Source organism: Erythrobacter sp. 3-20A1M, from assembly GCF_018636735.1.
In the GTDB taxonomy this organism is placed as follows: Bacteria; Pseudomonadota; Alphaproteobacteria; order Sphingomonadales; family Sphingomonadaceae; genus Alteriqipengyuania.
This window is the reverse complement of the sequence record NZ_CP045200.1, coordinates 1,533,709-1,553,701: the sequence shown is the minus strand read 5'-3', so window position 1 is coordinate 1,553,701 and position 19,993 is coordinate 1,533,709. Positions and strand designations below refer to the sequence as shown.

The 19,993-nt window shown below is 61.7% G+C and carries 12 protein-coding genes and 1 pseudogene; 6 read left to right on the top strand and 7 right to left on the bottom strand.

Annotated features, from left to right (window positions below; genetic code table 11):
- Nucleotides 1-61 precede the first annotated feature (61 nt).
- The 6 genes from F7D01_RS07695 to F7D01_RS07670 all read left to right on the top strand — a co-directional run bounded on the left by F7D01_RS07695 (nucleotide 62) and on the right by F7D01_RS07670 (nucleotide 8,290).
- Nucleotides 62-1,285: a TolC family protein gene (locus tag F7D01_RS07695; protein ID WP_215229583.1), complete on the top strand. Its 1,224-nt coding sequence runs from the start codon at nucleotides 62-64 to the stop codon at nucleotides 1,283-1,285.
- A gap of 2 nt (nucleotides 1,286-1,287) precedes the next feature.
- Nucleotides 1,288-2,529: an efflux RND transporter periplasmic adaptor subunit gene (locus tag F7D01_RS07690; RefSeq protein ID WP_215229582.1), complete on the top strand. Its 1,242-nt coding sequence runs from the start codon at nucleotides 1,288-1,290 to the stop codon at nucleotides 2,527-2,529.
- A 13-nt stretch (nucleotides 2,530-2,542) separates the two neighbouring features.
- Nucleotides 2,543-5,704 (top strand): efflux RND transporter permease subunit, encoded by a 3,162-nt coding sequence (locus F7D01_RS07685; RefSeq protein WP_215229581.1) that lies wholly within the window; start codon nucleotides 2,543-2,545, stop codon nucleotides 5,702-5,704.
- A gap of 104 nt (nucleotides 5,705-5,808) precedes the next feature.
- Nucleotides 5,809-6,492 (top strand): HupE/UreJ family protein, encoded by a 684-nt coding sequence (locus F7D01_RS07680; RefSeq protein ID WP_251567161.1) that lies wholly within the window; start codon nucleotides 5,809-5,811, stop codon nucleotides 6,490-6,492.
- A 25-nt stretch (nucleotides 6,493-6,517) separates the two neighbouring features.
- Complete coding sequence (locus tag F7D01_RS07675) at nucleotides 6,518-7,120, top strand: transmembrane anchor protein (protein WP_196847442.1); 603 nt, start codon at nucleotides 6,518-6,520, stop codon at nucleotides 7,118-7,120.
- A 30-nt stretch (nucleotides 7,121-7,150) separates the two neighbouring features.
- Nucleotides 7,151-8,290: an MFS transporter gene (locus tag F7D01_RS07670; RefSeq protein WP_215229579.1), complete on the top strand. Its 1,140-nt coding sequence runs from the start codon at nucleotides 7,151-7,153 to the stop codon at nucleotides 8,288-8,290.
- A 164-nt stretch (nucleotides 8,291-8,454) separates the two neighbouring features.
- Here the strand turns inward: F7D01_RS07670 and F7D01_RS07665 are convergent, their stop codons facing one another.
- The 7 genes and pseudogenes from F7D01_RS07665 to F7D01_RS07635 form a co-directional block, all read right to left on the bottom strand.
- Complete coding sequence (locus tag F7D01_RS07665; RefSeq protein ID WP_215229578.1) at nucleotides 8,455-10,878, bottom strand: membrane-bound PQQ-dependent dehydrogenase, glucose/quinate/shikimate family; 2,424 nt, start codon at nucleotides 10,876-10,878, stop codon at nucleotides 8,455-8,457.
- Nucleotides 10,879-11,208: 330 nt separating this feature from the next.
- Nucleotides 11,209-11,349 (bottom strand): hypothetical protein, encoded by a 141-nt coding sequence (locus F7D01_RS07660; RefSeq protein ID WP_196847422.1) that lies wholly within the window; start codon nucleotides 11,347-11,349, stop codon nucleotides 11,209-11,211.
- Between the two features lie 66 nt (nucleotides 11,350-11,415).
- A complete protein-coding gene (locus F7D01_RS07655; RefSeq protein ID WP_215229577.1) occupies nucleotides 11,416-12,009 on the bottom strand; it encodes a hypothetical protein in 594 nt (197 codons plus the stop codon).
- A gap of 660 nt (nucleotides 12,010-12,669) precedes the next feature.
- A pseudogene (locus tag F7D01_RS07650) lies at nucleotides 12,670-14,642 on the bottom strand (ParB/RepB/Spo0J family partition protein).
- A 373-nt stretch (nucleotides 14,643-15,015) separates the two neighbouring features.
- A complete protein-coding gene (locus F7D01_RS07645; RefSeq protein ID WP_010240557.1) occupies nucleotides 15,016-15,381 on the bottom strand; it encodes a type II toxin-antitoxin system RelE/ParE family toxin in 366 nt (121 codons plus the stop codon).
- A complete protein-coding gene (locus F7D01_RS07640; protein WP_010240558.1) occupies nucleotides 15,382-15,651 on the bottom strand; it encodes a type II toxin-antitoxin system Phd/YefM family antitoxin in 270 nt (89 codons plus the stop codon).
- Nucleotides 15,652-15,710: 59 nt separating this feature from the next.
- Nucleotides 15,711-19,964, bottom strand: a complete 4,254-nt coding sequence (locus F7D01_RS07635) for a strawberry notch family protein (RefSeq protein WP_215229576.1) — start codon at nucleotides 19,962-19,964, stop codon at nucleotides 15,711-15,713.
- Nucleotides 19,965-19,993: the final 29 nt, after the last annotated feature.

Here is a 19,993-nt window from a genome sequence, read left to right as displayed (position 1 = left end):
TTTCTGAATCCGGCCCGCGTTCCGGGCCAATTTCCATTCAGACAATCAGGAGCAGTCTATCATGCACGTGTCCACGCGTGCCGCCCTTCTGGCGGCCACGTTGGTGTGGGCGACCTCGGCATCCGCCCAGACGTACACACTCGAGGAGGCCGTTCGAACTGCGGTCGCCAATTCACCGCAGGGCGAGGCGACCGCCGCGCGCCTCGACGGCCTCAACGCAGCGCGAAGCGCTGCCGATACCAACCCCGCGCCCACGATCGATGGGACCGTCGAGAACATCGGCACCCCGGGCTTTTCCCAATGGCAGATCGACGGGACTTACAACCAGCGATTGGAGCGCGGCGGCAAACGCGCGGCGCGCGTCGGCCTCGCGCAAGGTGATATCGCCGTTGCCGAGGCCGAGGCGCTCGTGCGGCGTCTCGATCTCGCGAGCGAAGTCCAGGCGTTGTACGTGGAAGCGCAAGCCGCCGCCTTGTCGCTCGAACTTGCCAGGAGCAGGGTCGAGATCGCCGAGACCCTCGCCAATGAGGTGCAGCGCAGGGTGGATGAGGCGCGCGACCCTCTGTTCGCCGGAACGCGGGCCCGCACGCAACTGGCCGAAGCTCGGGTGGATCTTGGGCTGGCGGAACACGCCTTCGAAGCCGCTCTGGCGCGCCTGGCGCTCCTTACCGGCGGGGATCCAGGCAGCATCGGGGTCGTGACCTCGGGCTTCCTCGAAGCCGAAGAGATTGCCATCACCACTGCCGACCTTACGCCAGTCGATCTTGCCGTCTTCCAGGCCCGGCGCGAGAGGGCGGACGCGAACTATCGCCTCCAGGAAGCCAATTCGCGGACAGATCCCACTGTCTTCGCGGGGCCCAGGTTGTTCGGCAATGGCGACGTCGCCGTCATAGCGGGCTTCTCGCTGCCCTTGCCCAACCGCGCGCTCAATCGGGCCAACATCGACCGCGCCGCGGCCGAGCGGCGGCAGGTCGAGGCGGACCTCGCGGTCGAACGGTTCCAGCGTCGCCGGCAGATCGCTCTGGCGGCCGAACGCGTCGAAGAGGCGCGCCACGAGGCCGAGGCGATCCAGGAGCAGGTAGTGCCTGGTGCCGAACAGACCCTTCGGGAGGTCCGTGCCGGCTACAATCGCGGAGGGTTCACCTTTCTCGATGTCTCCATTGCCCAGACCGCATTGCACGAAGCCAGAGTCCGCTTCGTCGATGCGCTCGCCGAATATCATCAGGCCAAGGTCGACTACGACCGACTGACTGGCCGCTTCATCGAACTTGTTGGGGGTTATTGATCATGCGCAAGACGCATTTATTCCTTGCTGCGTGCTTTGCAGCGACACTTACCGCCTGCGGCCAGTCGGCAGATACGCCGGAAACTTCCGAAGAACAGGCAGCCGCAGAGGGCGAGTACGAGCGCGGTCCACACAACGGTCGCATGCTTCGTGACGGCGACTTCGCTATCGAGGTTACCGTCTTCGAAGACGGTGTTCCGCCCGAATACCGTCTCTACGCCTACCGTGACAACGAGCCCGTCGATCCCGAAACGGTCCGTGCCCGGGTCATGATCACGCGTCTGGATGGCGAAAAGACGACGTTCGAATTCGAACCGGAACAGGATTACCTGCGAGGCCAGGGCGTTCTTGTCGAACCGCACAGTTTCGACGTGGTGGTCGTGGCAAACGAAGGCGACAACACCCATCGATGGGCGTTCGAATCCTACGAGGGCCGGGTTACCATATCGGACGAGGCGGCACGTGCGGCCGGCATTCGGACCGAAACGGTCGGACCGCAGCAGGTCGGTGAAACCGTGGAAATCATCGGACGGGTGGAGCTCGATCCCTCTGGCAGCGCCGAGGTGGGAGCCAAATTCCCGGGCACCGTCATGTCGCTGCATGCCAATCTCGGCGATCGTGTAGCCCGGGGGGCGTTGCTGGCGCGGGTAGAAAGCAGCTCATCGTTGCAGACCTATCCGATCTACGCGCCAATTTCCGGAGTAATCACGCAGCGCAATACCAATATCGGCGACATCGCGGACAGCGATCCGATGTTCGTCATCTCCGATCCGTCGCGCACGGTTGCGACCTTCCCGATCTTCCCGCGCGACATCGAGCGGGTTCGTCCCGGACAATCGGTGCTTATCCGGGGCCTCGAAGGCCAGCGTGCGCAGGGCTCCCGCATCCGGGACTTCCTCCCTCTGGCCGAAGTCAGCAGCCAGGCGGTGACCGCACGTGCGCCGCTCCCCAATCGCGATGGCTTCTGGCGACCGGGAATGGCGGTCCGGGGTCTGGTTTCGGTCGACCAGCGACGGGCGCCTCTCGCCGTCAGGACGGACGCTATCCAGCGGTTCCGCGATTTTCGCGTCGTCTTCGCAAAGATCGGCGAGACCTACGAGGTGCGGATGCTCGAGCTTGGTCAGGAAGGTCCCGAGTGGACCGAAGTGCTGAGCGGGATCGATGCAGGCACCGTCTACGCATCCGAGAACAGCTACGTGATCAAGGCCGACATCGAGAAGTCGGGCGCGAGCCACGATCACTGAGGAGCGCGATTTCATGTTGGAAAGAATTGTCGAGCTGTCGATCAGACAGCGTTTCGCAGTGCTGGCAGCGGTGTTCATTTTCGCCGCCGTGGGCATTTACAGCTTCGGCCGACTCAAGATCGATGCCGTGCCGGACATCACCAATGTGCAGGTGCAGATCAACACTTCGGCGCCGGGCTTCTCTCCGCTCGAAGCCGAGCAGCGCATTACCTATCCGGTCGAAACCGCCATCGCGGGGTTGCCGGGGCTGTCCTATACGCGCTCGGTTTCGCGCTACGGCCTGAGCCAGGTCACCGTGGTCTTCGAGGACGGCACCGACATCTACTTCGCCAGGCAACTCGTCAACGAGCGTCTGCAGGCGGTACGTTCAAACCTGCCGGAGATGGTCGAACCCGAGCTCGGGCCTATCGCCACGGGCCTGGGCGAGATCTTCATGTACACGGTCGAGGCCGAGCAGGGCGCGGTCAAACCCGATGGGTCGCGCTATACCGCGCAGGATCTGCGGACGTTGCATGACTGGGTCGTTCGGCCACAGCTTCGCACGGTTCCAGGGGTCACCGAGGTCAACTCGATCGGCGGCTACCGCAAGGAGTATGTCGTAGCGCCGCTTCCCGAACGTCTTGCCGGCTTCGGTCTGACGGTCGAGGACGTGATCGAGGCGCTCGAAGACAACAATGCAAATGTCGGTGCTGGCTACGTCGAGAGGTCGGGTTCGCAATATCTTATCCGCGTACCCGGACAGGCCGAGGACGAACGCGATCTGTCCGGGATTATCGTCGATTACCGCGATGGGGTTCCCATTCGCATCGCTGATGTGGCGGATGTCGAGATCGGATCCGAGATCCGCAATGGCGCCGCAACCAAGGATGGGCGCGAAGTCGTGCTCGGCACGATCTACATGCTCGTTGGCGAGAATGCCCGCGATGTCAGTGTCGCTGTGGCCGAAAGGCTGGAGGAGGTAAACCGCTCGCTGCCTGGCGGCGTTGTCGCCAATACGGTCTACGATCGCTCCGAACTGGTCGAGGCAACGGTCTCCACAGTCGAGAAAAACCTCGCCGAAGGAGCGCTGTTGGTCATCGTCGTCCTGTTCGTCCTGCTCGGCAACTTCAGGGCTGCGCTCATCACCGCTGCCGTGATCCCCCTCTCTTTCCTCCTGATGATCACGGGGATGGTCGAGAACAACGTGTCGGGCAACCTGATGAGCCTGGGGGCATTGGACTTCGGCCTGATCGTGGACGGTGCGGTCATCATCGTCGAGAACTGTCTCCGCCGGTTCGGCGAGGCGCAGCATTCGCTCGGAAGACTGCTGAATCGCGAGGAACGCTTCAAGCTGGCGGCCCGCGCATCTGCCGAGGTGATCAAGCCGAGCCTTTTCGGCATCCTGATCATCACCATCGTCTACGTGCCGATCTTCGCTCTCGAAGGCGTGGAGGGCAAGACGTTCCACCCGATGGCGATCACGGTCGTCATGGCGCTAACCGCCGCCATGGTGCTCTCCCTCACCTTCGTTCCGGCCGCGGTCGCGACATTCGTGACGGGCAAGGTCGAGGAGAAGGAGACACGCGTCATGCGCGCCGCCAAGTCGGGCTATCAGCCTATGCTCGACTTCGCCTTGCGTTCGCGCAAAGCTGTCCTTGCCGGAGCCGTGGCTCTGGTGGTCCTGAGCGGATGGGGCGCAAGCCGGATGGGATCGGAATTCATTCCCAATCTGGATGAAGGCGATATCGCGCTCCACGCCCTGAGGATTCCGGGTACCAGCCTCAGCCAGGCGGTCGCCATGCAGACTGCCCTGGAAGACAAAATTCGGACCTTCCCCGAGGTGGACCAGGTGTTCGCGAAGATCGGTACCGCCGATGTGGCCACTGACCCAGTGCCGCCATCGGTCGCCGACACCTTCGTGATCATGAAGCCGAGAGAGGGTTGGCCGGATCCCCGCAAACCAAAGGAGCAACTCGTCGCCGAGATGAACGAGGCAGTCCAGCAGGTGCCGGGCTCGCGCTACGAGTTCCTTCAACCGATCCAGATGCGTTTCAACGAACTCATCGCGGGCGTGCGTTCCGACGTCGCGATCAAGATCTTCGGGGACGATCTCGACCAGCTTGCTTCCGTTGCAGCCGAGGTCGAGGGCGTTGTCTCTTCGATAGAGGGATCGCAGGACGCGCAGACCGAACAGGTGACCGGCTTGCCGTTCATTCAGGTCATCCCTGATCGCATCCGCCTGACCCAGCTCGGGTTGAACGTGGACGATGTTCAGACGGTGGTGTCGACGGCAATCGGCGGGACCGAGGCCGGCCAGATCTTCGAAGGTGATCGACGCTTCGCTATCGTCGTCCGGCTGCCCGAAGAGATGCGCGAGGATCGCCAGGTACTCGAGCGTCTTCCTATCGCACTGCCAGGTGGAGGGTCTGTCCCGCTGTCGGAGGTTGCGACGATCGAGAACGTTCAGGGGCCGAACCAGATCAGCCGCGAGGACGGCAAGCGGCGTGCGGTGGTCACCAGCAATGTGCGCGGACGGGACCTGGGCTCCTTCATCTCCGAGGCGCAAGAGAGGATCGCCACGGAGGTCGAACTGCCCGAGGGTTACTGGGTCGACTATGGCGGCACATTCGAGCAGCTCGAATCCGCGAGTGCGCGGCTTCAGATCGTCGTTCCCCTCGCCTTGCTGCTGATCTTCGGCCTGCTGGTGGCGCTGTTTCGCTCGGTGAAGGACGCGCTGGTCGTGTTTTCCGGGGTGCCATTGGCTCTTACCGGAGGCGTGGCAGCGCTCATGCTGCGCGGCATCCCCTTCTCGATTTCCGCGGGGGTTGGCTTCATCGCCCTGTCGGGAATCGCCGTGCTGAACGGCGTCGTCATGCTGACGTTCATCCGGCAGCTGATGGATGACGGCAAGCCGCTCGAGGACGCCATCAAGGAAGGAGCCATGGCTCGTCTGCGGCCCGTACTCATGACCGCACTCGTCGCAAGCCTCGGCTTCGTTCCGATGGCTCTGAATGTCGGGCTCGGTTCGGAGGTGCAGCGTCCGCTCGCGACGGTCGTCATCGGCGGGATTGTCTCGGCTACCGCGCTGACACTGCTGGTTCTGCCAGCACTCTACAGGGTGGTTCGCGGCGAACGCACGGAAGTCCCGGAGACAGGGACATCCGACGAAAGCCCCAACCCTCAACTCGCAAGCTGAAGCCGGAGCAGTCGTCCGCAGGGTGCAATCCTGCGGGCGGCCGACATCCGGGACCGGAGAACGAAATGATATCGATAACGCAATCTCGATCCAATACAGCAGTCATGCGCATCCTCGCGCTCGCTACAGTTCTGCTGATCTTCCTCGCCTCGGGTGCCGAAGCGTGGGCGCACAATGTCGCCGAGGGGGACAAGGGCTACATCCAGGAGAGCAGCGGAACGCTGATCCTGCCCTTCATCTATCTCGGCGCGAAACACATGGTGACCGGATACGATCACCTGCTCTTTCTTTTCGGCGTCATCTTCTTTCTCTACCGGTTGAAGGACGTCGGAATCTACGTGACGCTGTTCGCGATCGGCCATTCGACCACGCTGCTTTTCGGTGTCCTGACCGGTATCACCGCCAACGCCTATCTCATCGATGCGATCATCGGTCTGTCGGTCGTGTACAAGGCCTTGGACAATCTCGGTGCCTTCCAGCGGTGGTTCGGATTCCAGCCCAACACCAAGGCAGCAACCCTCATTTTCGGCTTCTTCCACGGCTTCGGCCTTGCCACGAAGATCATCGAATTCGAAATCGCCGAAGACGGCCTCGTCCCAAATCTTCTCGCCTTCAATGTCGGTGTGGAAATCGGGCAATTGCTCGCCCTTGGCGCAATCCTGATCGTGATGGGCTTCTGGCGCAGAACCCAGAGCTTCATACGTCACGCCTTCGCCGCCAACACGCTTCTCATGACCGCGGGCTTCATGCTCGTCGGCAACCAACTCGTCGGCTTCGCCGTAGCCTGATCACATTCTTCCAGGAGCAATAGACATGTTCAATTCACAGCGCCCGTCCTCCAGCGACCTTCCCACCAACCGCCAGCTCGTCAAGGCGACCGCGTTCGCCTTGGTGACCGCGACCGTCCTTCTGGTCACCGTGGTTCTACCCGCGGAATATGCGATCGATCCGACCGGAGCGGGCCGTCTTCTGGGATATTCCGAGATGGGCGAGATCAAACAGCAACTTGCCGCGGAAGCAGCCGCCGACGAGCAGAACACAGCCATCGGGGAGGTTCGTACGCTCGCCGGTAACAGCGATAGCGGCTCCGAAGCGGTAACGCGCAGCGATGTGACCGAATTAACGCTCGCGCCTGGTGAGGGTGCGGAAGTCAAGGCGGTCATGGCCGAAGGGGCTAGCCTTCAATACGAATGGTCGGTGCAGGACGGCCACGTCAACTTCGATACGCATGCCGATGCGCCGGGCATCTCTTATCACGGGTATGACAAGGGCCGTGAATCCACGGGAGAAGCGGGCACGCTCGTCGCCGCCTTCGATGGCAGCCATGGGTGGTTCTGGCGCAATCGTTCAGGCGCAACCGTCACCGTGACCCTCAAGACCGACGGCAGCTACTCCGATATCAAGCGCGTGGTCTAGATCACGCTCTGGCTGAAGGAAGACATCGCCATGCTCTCCGTTCTGACTAATCGCACTTATCGTCACCTGTTTCTTGCGCAGGTCATCGCGCTTGTCGGAACGGGGCTGGCCACGGTCGCTCTGGGCTTGCTGGCCTACGATCTCGCCGGTGCCGACGCCGGCGCGGTCTTGGGAACGGCCCTGGCCATCAAGATGGTCGCTTATGTCGGCATCGCCCCCCTCGCGGGCGCTTATGCCGACAAATTACCACGCAAACGTCTGCTTGTAGGAATGGACATTGTCCGTGCCGGCGTGGCGCTCCTGCTCCCCTTCGTCGATGCGGTCTGGCAGATCTATCTGCTCATTTTCCTGCTACAATCGGCATCGGCCGTGTTCACGCCTACCTTCCAGGCCACCATACCCGACATCCTGCCCGACGAAGAGAAATACACCAAGGCTCTGTCCCTGTCCCGACTGGCCTACGATCTCGAAAGCCTCATCAGCCCGGTCCTGGCTGCCGCGCTACTTGTTATCATAAATTTCCATTGGCTATTCGCGGGAACGGCTATCGGTTTTGTAGTCTCTGCGTTGCTCGTCATGAGTGCGGCTCTGCCGTACAGAAAATCGACCGCAAAGCGTGTCGAGGGCGTCTGGCGTAAAACCACGCGCGGTATGCGGGTGTATCTCAAGACCCCGAGGCTTGTCGGCTTGCTGGCGGTCACCCTGGCAGCGGCAGCCGGCAGCGCCATGGTCATCGTCAACACGGTCGTGATCGTGAAGAACATGGGAGGGACGGAGGGCGACGTCGCGCTGGCTCTGGCGGCTTACGGAGCGGGCTCGATGCTGGCTGCGCTCGCCCTCCCGCGCATCCTGGCACGAATTAACGATCGCACGATCATGATCGCTGGTGGCGGCCTCTTGCTGGTCACGCTGGCAACGATAGGGCTGGTGTTCGGGCAGGTGGAGACCCAAACCTTTTGGCCGGTTCTGCTTGTGGGCTGGCTGACGATGGGTATCGGGTATTCGCTTTGTGTCACGCCCAACGGAAGATTGCTCAAACGCTCGTCGGCGGATGCGCGAACGTTTCGAGGAAATGCGCGGTCATTTGCGCAAGGACATCGAACGCGTCGAAGAACCCCAGCTGCGGGCGATGTTCGAAACCGCAGCCGAGGTCATCGGCGGGCTGCATAAGGCGTTCTCCGATTACGAGAAGAAGAACGAGACCGCCTGGCAAAAAGGCAATGATTGAGGCCCCGATCCCTAGCTGCAGCCAGTTAAACGGATCGGACAACAACATTTAGCCGGCGCTTCCTGTATTGGCTTTTTGTCGATCGCCACTTGATTGCCGGAGGCTCTCATGGGGTATTTTCCAATGCGTAAGCCACGACGGCATCGCTGATCGGAGTCTCCATAAAGTGGTGGCCACCAGCCATGATTACGACAAATTGACGACCGCCCTCCTCGTAAGTCATCACATTTGCTTGCCCGCCGCCCGGCAGCCTATCGGTCCACAGCGTCTCACCGGTTTCGACGTCGATTGCGCGAATGAGGTTGTCGGTCGCGGCTGCGATGAACATCAGCCCTCCGGCCGTGACCACTCCTCCGCCATTGTTAGGTGTCCCGATCGTGAAGGGTATCCCCAGTGCGAGGCCCCAGGGTCCGTTTTCACGCGCAGTGCCAAAAGGCCTGTCCCAAAGCGTTTTGCCAGTCTGCAGGTCAATTGCGCGCAGACCCCCATAGGGCGGTTCCTTACACAGCAACTGCGTGAGACCAAGTCGCCAGCCGGCATTTACGTCTATTGCATACGGTGTCCCGACTTGCGGATCGCCTGCACCTTCCGGTCCGCCATTGCCGGAGTTCCCCGCCGGCCCTCTCGGTTTCCAACCCTTCTTGTCGGCCACCGAGCGAGGAACAAGCCGGTTGTGATTGGGCATGTCATTGTAATTCGCGTAGATCACGCCGCGGCGGGGATCGACCGCTACAGAGCCCCAGTCCGAACCGCCATTATAGCCAGGATACTGGATCCATCGGCGGTCAGTCGTTGGAGCGGTGTAATAGCCTTCATACGCCGACTGCCGGTATTGAATGCGGCAGATCATCTGGTCGATCGGCGTCATGCCCCACATGTCCCGCTCTTCCAGCGAAGGCTTGCGAAGAGTGGCAAAGCCCGAAAAGGGCTGGGTCGGCGAGCGCTCGGAGGGTTCGACCCCGCCTTGTGGCACGGGCCGTTCTTCCACGGTGTGAAGCGGTTCGCCGGTCCGGCGATCGAGTAGATAGAGCTCTCCCTGCTTCGACGGGAGAAGGATCGCGGGCGTTCCGTCGGGCAGATCGACAAGCGAGGCCTGGCTCCCGAGGTCGTAGTCCCAGACGTCCTTATGAACGGTCTGAAAATGCCATCGTGGTTCGCCCGTTTCGGCATCAAGCGCCACCAATGATGTCGAGTAGCGATTTTCTTGGGAGCTCCGGTCCGAACTCCAGTAGTCAACCGCGCTGTTACCCATGGGCAGGTAGACAAGCCCCAGATTTTCATCTGCAGACGCAGTTGTCCACATGTTGGGCGTTCCGCGCGTGAACTCTTCGTCAGGCTCGGGCTGACCGTACTCACCCGGCCGGCCCATGTCCCAGGCCCAAGCGCGTTCACCTGTGACGGCATCGAACGCCTGAATTACGCCTGACGGCGCACTGTTGCGCTGACCGTCCATGACCTGATGGCCGGTTACGATATTGCCGCGCACGATCACCGGAGGCGCGGTGATCGCAGCCATACCCGGGTAGACCACCCCCATTCCCTGTTTGATGTCGACCTGACCATTGAGACCGAAGTCAGCACACGGTCGTCCAGTCTCCGCATCAACGGCGATAATCCGTCCATCGAGAGTTCCCTCTATAATGCGCAGCGAACAAGGCTGAGCGCGGGGCCCTTGGGTCAGTTCCAATCTGTCCGGGTTTGAAAGCGGCGCTCGAAAGGCAGTCACGCCCCGGCAGCTAGCAGAGTAGGGAATGGCGGCATTGGAGACTTTTGGATCGTAGCGCCAGATTTCCCGGCCGCTAATGGCATCCAGCGCGATCAGAATGTTTTTGGCGGAGCAGAGGTAGAGACGGTTGCCGATCTTGAGCGGCGTCGTTTCAGCGGCGTATTTCCCTTCGCCGGCCCCTTGGGGCAGGTCGCGCGTATGGGCGACCCACACCCGCTCGAGCTGACCGACATTTTCGGAAGTGATTTGTTTAAGGCCTGAGTAGCGCTGGCCAGCGAATGTCCCGCCCCACGCTGGCCAGTCGGAGGCTGGCGCTTGCGCTGGAGCCGCCCCCGCAAGGGCCGGCAGAGGACCGATTGGGCGGTCGGGATGCAACCATGCGGCGCCCCAGAACACCAGCGCGAGGAACACCATAGACAATGCAGCACCGGCAAGTCCGACAGGCCAGCGAGGCCCTCGGTCGAGGGTCGGCGAAACGAGCGAAACACACGCTAGTAAAATCGCGGGACCCGTGAGGCGCGGCACCAGCGCCCAAGCATCAAGTCCGCTTTCCCAGAACGCCCAAGGGACGGTCGCAACGAAGATTGCGAGGAAAATCCATGCTCCAAAACTTTTTCCACGGAACAGAAAGAATCCGGACGCAAGTAGTCCCGCGCCCGCGAGCAGATAATAGGCAGACCCACCCAGGGCGACGAGCCAGCCTCCGCCAGCAAGAAGGATGAGACCTATCAGCGCAATTACGACGCCAAGGGTTCGCGCCAGCCAAAGCGAGCGTTGCTCGCGGGGTTCCGAGATCACTTCCATGTTAGGGCTCTCCCAATTGGCGTCGGATGGGTCTACTCCGATCAACTCATGCCGCATGCAGCCGATCCAAAGACTTCAATATCATACTTCTCACCGCAGCCGAACGCGTCGTTGGAGCCGCAATTTGCTCTCCCGTTTGTGCTCAGAATAATTGCGGATAGAGTTCAAGTATTCTTCAGCCCAGCGAGAGTTACAGTGTACAAACACTCAAAGTTGAGTAAGTTTAGAATGCTCGGTGTTGGGCATAACGACGAAGTTTTTTCAGTCGAGTAGGTTGATTTTGCAGGAAACGTGTTTAGCAGGTTCATCCACAAGACGCAGGGTCAGCGGTCAAGGCAAAGTTGCAAGAAAACCGTGCGCCATCGAGCCGATTAAACGATCCTGAAGGCGATCGATTTCCCAAGCGACCAGTATGATCGCACTCCAAATTGCTGAGTTCTTCAAGGGCGAAAGCATCGCGTTGAAGCGCATGTTACGTGCCTGCGGAACAATTGTCCGCGCAAACAAATGTAGAGGTTCGACGGGTTCGCGATAAGGTCACACGACTGCGCAGTTGCCGGGTCGTATTTCTTCGACACCATTGGCCAGAAACCACCGCGATTTGCCTCGGACTTTTGCCGCATTGTGATAGCAGACATCGGTCTCGCCGGTGCGTGGATCAACCAAGACGGCCCATTGATGGTCACCGCAGTTGTGCACCTGGCAACCCCAAGAACCGACCTTACCCAGGTATGTCGCGATCGGAGCGGAAGGACCTCCAGGCATCGCCATCGCCTCGAGTACGGAGGCGTCGGTCACGGTCTTCTGGCTTCCCGCTTTGACCATTGGGTGTTCGTTCCAGGAAACACCAGAGACCTCGTCGAACGGGAATTTGCCAACATAGTTTGTCAGATCTGGCGCGGTGCCGCTCGCCGCGGGTTCTATCGCTGGAGTGATGCCGATGGCAGCTCCGGGCGTCGCGGATGCTGCACCAACGACGGGAAGAGCATCGCCGGTCAAAGTGATCTGTTCGCCAGCGAAGTTTGGTTCCCCATTTTCGTTGCCAATATCCGCCTCCGCAGTATCGCTGCCATTGCATGACACGAGCAGGGCGGCGAGCCCGGTCAGGGTGAGTTGGTGTCGCTTTCGCATCGAAGAGATACCTACGGTCAATGCGACTCAGGTGCACCATACCTGCGCGGAGTGGCCGCGCCAATGCAAATGTGGGGAGAATTTGACCATCACCCAGAGACCTATACATGATCCACTCGGATGGTTGCACAACAAGCACACGTCTACTCACAAAATCAGCAAGTCCGTTGATGAACGAAAGTAGGGGTTTTCGAAAACCCCGACCCTAATGACCGAGTTAGACCGGTACGGTCGTTACGTCGGTGAGATGATCTTTTTGCGCTTCCGGAATTGCTTCCAAACGCGTTCTGCCGTCACCAAAATCGTGCTTTCCAATAGACGGAGAGTCTCCAGTAAGGAGAACGTTCGTTAGACGGTCAAGAGATAGATGCCATAATAACGGAGGCGAGCGCGCTTATATAGATCTTCCACCGAAAGATGCTCGTCCGACTCGAGAAGGATACGGAACATCTGCCTTCGCTGTTCTAGGGTCGCTACAGACCTAGATATTGGACGGCACACTAAAATTCGATTGATCCAGCTTGATTTTCCTCGAAGCCAGCGCAACGTGGTTTATTTGTGATGTTTTAAGCGGCAACTTGCTCGATACCACGAGCAAAAGGCGGCCCGTCCCGCGGGGGACGGACCGCCCGCCGAGTGACCTGGACCTGTCAGGAGGGGTCAGGCAGCCTGCTCGGCAAGTTCGTCAATTGTGTCCTCGCGGACAGGTTCGTGGGCTTCGGCATCTGCCAGCGCGACATCCTCGGTATCGGCGAAGCGCATGATAGAGGGCACCCAGGCTTGCGCCCGTTCCTTGATATCTGCCTCGCCGATGAAGTTGCCCGAGAAAATGCGTTCGGCAGCGCTTGCCAGTTCGGCCTTCTTCGATGCGGCATAGCGACTGACGAGTTCGGGACCACCGGCGGCATCGAGCGCCTCGAGCGTGCGAGCCTTGGCCACACGATCGAAGTAGTTCGCCGCCGTGGGACGCCACCAGTGTGCGGTCTCGATTTCGAGCAGTGAGCCCAGCTCCTCGTGCAGTGGCACCGAGCGCTCCCCTTGGCAGGCAAGGCTGGCAACCAGAGTGCGCGAGACGACATGGCCAAGCCAGTCCGAGCGTGCCTCGTCGGAAAGCGCCCGGAACCTGGCAAACCGCTCGACATCGCTTTCACCAGCACGCCAGCTTTCATCGAGCGACCCGGCGAACTCGGCCAAGGCAGCGCTCGCCGGTGCATCCTTGGCCTCGAACCCGGTGACAGGCCCAGCCGCAACCGATCCGACCAGCGTCGACGCATTCTTGGCGCGCCAGTCGTGTCCATCTGCATCTGCGAGCGTGAAGACCATGAAGTCGAGCGCCAGTGCCGGATCGTTGGCGAGGTGGATCGCCAGGATATCGCGGCGCTGCATGGCCAGTTCGTCGAGTAGGCGTTGCGACAGCGAACTTCCTTTGGGCTTTGCCGCGCCACTTTCCTCGATGGCCTCGACAACGCCTTCGTCAGCGATGACTTCGGTTTCGGTGTAGTACTGTGGGACCAAGGTCGGCTCGCCATTGCGCGAGAGGACGAGGAAGGCGCCGGCCTCCGGTTTCAGTTCGTCGGCGAGTACCGGCGGCCGGTCATTGATCGCGCGCATGGCGCGGTCGATGACGACGAGTTCCTGTTCTGCCTTGGCGACCTGGTCCTCATCGCTTTCCTCGTCTTCGAGCACGGCGGCGACGCGGTCGCAGTCGGCCTCGAGCTCGCCGAGCTCCTGCACTTCCCGGTCGGTCATTGGCGCAGGCTCGCAGGGCAAGCGATTGAGGCCGTCGACAAGGTCATGACTGACATAGGTGCCAAGCGTCGGCCGAACCCAGGCAAGGCCATATTCGATCGCGACCTTTTCTGCGGCTTCTTCCATGGCCTTGTGTGCGAGGTCCTCGAGCAGCGCGACATCGATCCAGCTTTCGCTGGCATCGTCGTCGAACAGTTCGCGTTCGATCCGGCCACCCGCAGTGAGGTAGGCATCGCGTCCGACGAGAACCGCTCGCGGATCGGAGCCACGACAGTTGCGTCGAGCACCATGCGGCGGATCGTGTCAGGCGTGATCTGGTACCAGGCGTCCTGCAGCTCGGCATAGACATGCGCTTGGCGCTCCACGTCGGAGATCGCGCCGTAGGCTTTGGCCATGTCGAGCGTAATCGTGCCTTCGGCGAGCGCTTCGAAGACGCAGGGTGCCAGACTTGCCAGGCGCAGACGCCCTTCGACGAATCGGACGGTGAGGCCGAAGCGGCGCGCCACGTCTTCGGTGGTAGCGCCTGCCTCGATGATCGCCGCGAAAGCCTGCGCTTCGTCGGCCGGGTTCATCGCGAGACGCTGGAAGTTCTCGGCAAGGCTGGCCTCGCGAACTTCGCTTTCCTCGCCTTCGATGACGAGGCAGGTGACCTCATGGCTTTCGGACAAGGGGCCCTCTTCGGCCAGTGCCTGCAGCGCGGCGAGACGCCGGCCGCCGGCCTCGACCTCGAACTTGCCGCGCTTTCCTTTGCGCACGACGAGGTTCTGCAGCAGACCGCGCGCACCAATGTCTGCCCGCAGCTGGAGGTCAGCCAGCACATCGCTCGACTTGCGAACGTTGCGCGGGCTCGGGACGAGCTTCTTCAAGGGAATCGACTGGATCATGGGTGTTCTCCTGATGGAATGAAGGCGCAGGTGAGGATCACGAGGCCCACAAGCCCAAAGGGCTCCCTCCACTCTCTTCAATGGCTGTGGCGACCATCTATACGACCGGGATGGGGCGATCAGGGATCGGCTGAGATCCGTCCATGAGAGCAGTTGTTCTCGATGCGCGAACTCATCCGCAGGCCAGTCAGCACCGGGCACAGGCAGATTAGTCGCCCGGACTTAAGGAAGGACGTGATCAGGCTCTGACGCTACGCGACACGGGAACTTGTCGATTCATTCAGTCACACGGAGGGGAGGAGAGGAAGGGAAACTAGGGCGCAATCGGAGGCAGCGCTCAGATTCATTCGGACCCTGACCTCTTTGGCGGAGCCTATGCCTGTCCGCTGCTGAGCAAGCGCTCTTCGAGAAGCGTCCGAAAATCCCGACGCGCATCAGCAATTACGAACACGGTCACCTGACCGGGTGCTGGCTCAGGCTGATACCCGTAGATGATGCGGAACGGAAAGCGCGACAATTGCCGAAAGTCGGTGATCCCGAGAGCCTCAAGTTCCGGTGGAACCGGTCCTTTCTCAGGATTGTTCACAAGGGAGCCGATAGACGCGACAAGGTCATCGAGCAGTGCGTCCGCACCATCGTCGCCATCCGGCCCGCGCTGCGTCAGGCGGCGCTGCCAGATACCCACCAGATCGCGCTCCGCACCGGAGGTGATCTCGATCGCTACAGCGGCCGCCATCATTCAGTTTGACTTACCTCGTACGCGATCCGCGAGGCCTGCCACCGGGCGGGTCCGACCGGCGGCAACATCGGCCTGTCCGAGCGCCAGAAGTTTAAGCAGAGCGAGCGTTTCTTGTGCGCGCTCGTAGCTGGCGACATCCTGCAGAACTGCCTTGGCTTCGCCATTCTGCGTGATGACCATTGGCCCGGCGCCATCTCCAATCTCCCGGATAATTTCTGCACTGTGGGCCTTCAGATAGCTGATCGGTTTGATGCGCTGGTCCAGTTTCATAGAACACCTTAGGACTGAATTTGGTCTCCATATAGACCCGATTTGGGCAAATGAGAAGTTCAAGACTTGATTGCGATGCTTTGGAGGGTCTCGCTTGCTCTCGGCGTCGGGACAAACAGCCGCGTGCGGTAGCGAATGATCTCGGTGAAGCAGCCCTTGTTCTTGTACCAGTCGAGGCGATCCGGCGAGAATCCGGTCAGTTCAAGGCGCTGTTCGCCGCCAACCAGCGAACGCTTCACTGTGAGTGGATCGTGGCTTGCGAGGCCCAACGGTTTGCCGCTGGCGAGGACGAGATCGCCGATCTGGTCCGGCGCCGGACCGGTAACTCCGGAGAGGCCAAAGGTCTCAGCGATCGCAGCGAGATCGATATCGAGCACTTCGCGGCCGATGATCGACTGACCGTCCTCGGCAACGAGCCGGGTGACGCGGACATGATCGCCCGGCAGACGTTTCCACACCGGGAGCAGCAGCCCGGTGGCGAGATGCACGCGCTCGGTCACCGGTGACTTGGCCGCTCGCTCTTCCTCGGCACGCCAGGCCCTCGTGAATGCGGTGACGCCAATTTCTTCCCAGTGGCTTTCAGCGAGTGCCTCGATTGTCCAGTTCGCGGAGTTGAGCGGGCGCAGAAGGCGTCGGCGTTCGATCACGGCCCCGTCGTCGGTGATGAGACGGCGGGTCGGAACCGACAGCGCGACCTTGCCCGAGCGCGCATTGCGCATCGGGATCGCGTGCGAACTGCCAATCTCGTGCATCCGCACTAGGCGCTTCAATCGCAGAGGCCGAAGGTGCCTGGTCACTTCGAGCGAGACGAGACGGGTCTCGGCACCGATCACAGGGTCTGTGCGCAGGAGTTCATCGGCGAGCACCGTGAAGCGATCGACCCTCACGGTTTCCAGTCCCTGATCAAGCGTTCCGGCTTCACGCGCAGCTTCGATCCGCGCTTCGACGAGACCAAGGTATTCGTCGAATATGGCGTTCTGGAGCGCGATCGGCAGCGCGAGAATGCGGTTGAGCCAGCGTTGGATCGTGGGGAGATTATCGGTCAATCCGCCATCGGGGCTTTCAAGTCGGAGGCCGGTCCGCTCGACGAAATTGCCGAAGCTCGTGGCCTCGAGCTTGCCGTCATAGAGCAGCTGGAACCAGCGGCTGAGCGCTTCGCGCGCGTAGTCGCTTTCGAGATTGTCGGCCGGGTCGAACAGGTTCTGTCCGCCGGTCTGGCGCTGGCCGCGCGTCAGCGCGCCCAATGCGTCGAGCCTTCGCGCAATGGTCGAGATGAACCGGCGCTCGCCCTTCACGTCGGTGGTTACCGGGCGGAACAGCGGGGCCGAGGCCTGGTTGGTGCGGTTGGTACGGCCGAGACCCTGGATGGCGTTGTCGGCGCGCCAGCCCGGCTCGAGCAGAAAATGGACCCGGCGCTGCTGGTTCCGGCAGCCAAGGTCGGCATGGTAGGATCGCCCCGTGCCGCCCGCATCCGAGAAGACCAGGATACGTTTGGTCCCTTCCATGAAGCTCTGCGCTTCGGCGACATTGGCACTGGGACTACGCCGTTCGAGACGTTGTTGACCATCGCGGCCCGATACCAGCCTGCGGGTCCGGCCCGTAACCTCGGCGACGGCCTCGGTCCCGAAATGCTCGATGATCGCGTCTAGCGCAGTGGCGATGGGCGGCAGCGCACAGAGCTGCTCGATCAGCGCATCGCGCGCGGCCACGGCGCGCGGGCAGAAAACGGGATTGCCCTCTCCGTCGCTCATCGCCTCGGAGCGAAGATTGCCGTCCTCGTCGGCGAAGACCTGCATCAATCGTACCGGGAAGCTCTTCGTAAGGTAGTCGATGACGTATTCACGCGGGGACAGATCGATATCGAGCGCTTCGCGTTCTTCCACGGTGAGGTCGGCAAGGCGCCGGTCGAGCATGGCCTCGGCGGTCGAGACCAGCTGCACGACAACCGAATGCTCTTCGCCAAGCGCTGCTTCCATCGCGGGGATCAGGCTCGGCAGTTTCATCGAAAGCAGGAGTTGGGCAAAGAAGCGCTGCTTGGTGCCTTCGAAGATCGATAGCGCCGCAGCCTTGGCATTGCGGTTGAGCGTGTCGCCGCAGTCCTCGTCGACCACGCGGGTTGCTTCGAGCGCCGCTTCGAGATTGCGGTGAATGATCGCCCAGGCCTCGGCATAGGCATCGTAGATCCGCACCTGTGCGTCGGTCAGGCGGTGCTCGAGTATCTCGTACTCGACCCCGGCGAAGGACAGCGCACGGGCAAGGTAGAGGCCCTGGGCCTTGAGGTCGCGGGCGACGAGCTCCATCGCCGCGACGCCGCCAGCGCGGATCTCGGTCATGAACGCCTCGTGGGTCGGAAAAGCGGTCTCGGGTCCCCAGAGACCAAGCCGTGAGGTGTAACCGAGGTTGGCGATATCCGAAGCGCCAGTGGCAGACGCGTAGAGCACGCGGGCGCGCGGGAGATGGTTCTGCAGCCTGAGGCCCGCCATCCCTTGTTCGGAGCCCTTGACCTTGCCGCGGATTGAAGAGCCCCCGAGCGCATTGGCCATGGCGTGGGCTTCGTCGAAAGCGATCGCGCCATCGAAATCCTCGCCCGCCCAGGCAAGGATCTGGTCGAGCCGCGTATCCTCGGCGCGGCCCGAGCGCAGCGTCGGATAGGTGACGAAGAGAATGCCTTCGGACATCGTTGCAGGGTGGCCAAGTTTCCAGCGGGAGAGCGGCTGGATGTCGAGCGGCAGCCCACCAAGTGCTACCCAGTCGCGGCGTGCATCTTCGAGCAGCGCCTCGTTCTTGGTGATCCAGATATGGCGACGCTCGCCGGCGAGCCAGCGGTCCATGATGACCGCGGCGATCTGTCGTCCCTTTCCCGCTCCTGTCCCGTCGCCGAGGAAGAAGCCTTGGCGGTAGGCGTGGCCGTCGTTGGCAAGCTCAAGCGAGGTGCCTTCTTGGCTGACCTTGAATTGACCCGGGAGGTCGTGTGCGAATGCCTGGGCAGCGTAGACCAGTGTCTCGCATTGCGCTTCGGACAAGAGGCCATTGGCCTGCCAATTTGCGGGGAGACGCGGGCAAACATCGGGCTGCGGTGCCGCGACCGAACCCATGGCGACCGATTCCACGAGCGGGGTGGGATGAACCGGCGCATCCTCGAACATGATACGGCTGGGGCGGTAAGGCAGGTAGATGCCTGCCTGTTCGGGCACAGGCGCGGGGTCGGCGAGGACCGAATAGGCAAGGTCGATCGCATTCGCCGTGGTTGCTGGTGTCGCGGCGAACGGCGCCACCGGCCGAACCGGCGCGCTTTGGATCGAAGTCTTGCCAACGAGGCGCACTGGCTTGCCGAGCGGCAGGCGATGGATGTTGGCGGAGGTCTGTACGCGTGGCGGAAGCGCAGTGATAAGCTCGTGGAGCGCGAGCAGGTCGGCAGTATCTCCGTTGAGTGCGGGCGAGGACGCAGTCGGCGTCTTGTCGAAGACGACCAGGCGAACGGCAATTCCCGTGCCCATCCGACGAAACATCTGCTGCAAGCGAACATCGAGGAGCAGCGCCGCTTCGTCCTGTGCCTTGGCGAAAGCGGAAGCAACGAAGCCTTCAGGCATGATCGCGACGATCCTCGCCCCATTCGCCGCGGCACGGATCGCGCTGCGTAGGTGGCGCTGCGCCGCCGCACCGTCCTTGCCGCGTTCCTGGCTTCGGGCGAACGGCGGGTTCATCAGCACGACCGACGGAACAGGGCCGCGAATCAGGTCGGCGATCAGTTCCCCGTCATGCGCGATAATCGCGGCCGAAGGGAAGATGTGGCCCAGGCTGTCTCGTCTCGCCGGATCGATCTCGTTAAGGGCCAACGAGGCGTTCTGAACGCTGCCCCAATGAGCAAGGGCACCATTGCCTGCGGACGGTTCGAGTAGGGTGTCTTGCGCAGAGACAGCTGCGGCCTTCGCCATCAGCCAGGCCAGCATTGGCGGGGTCGAGAACTGCTGGAGCTCGACCTGTGCTTCGCTGCGAACGTGCCGCGGCGGCAAGGCTGCTTCGAGCCAGTCGAACCGCGCTTCGGCTTCGTGTACATTCGTCGCCGGATCGATCCGTGAGGACTCTCGAAGCCAGAGTAGTGCGCCGATCTCGACCGCGCTGTTGTAGTCGTCGATCGTCCAGGCACCTCCCCAGTCCAGAACGCCGGTCTCTTCGGCGAACAGCCCGGAAATGTCGGTACGGGTAAGATGACGTCCCAAAGCAAGAAGCGCGGCAACTCGGGTGCCAATGGCATAGGCCAAGGGCATGGACGGCAACTGCTCGCCGGCGGGAAACAGGTCTGATTGAAACATGGCAATTCGTCCTCCTGATGGGGGCATCG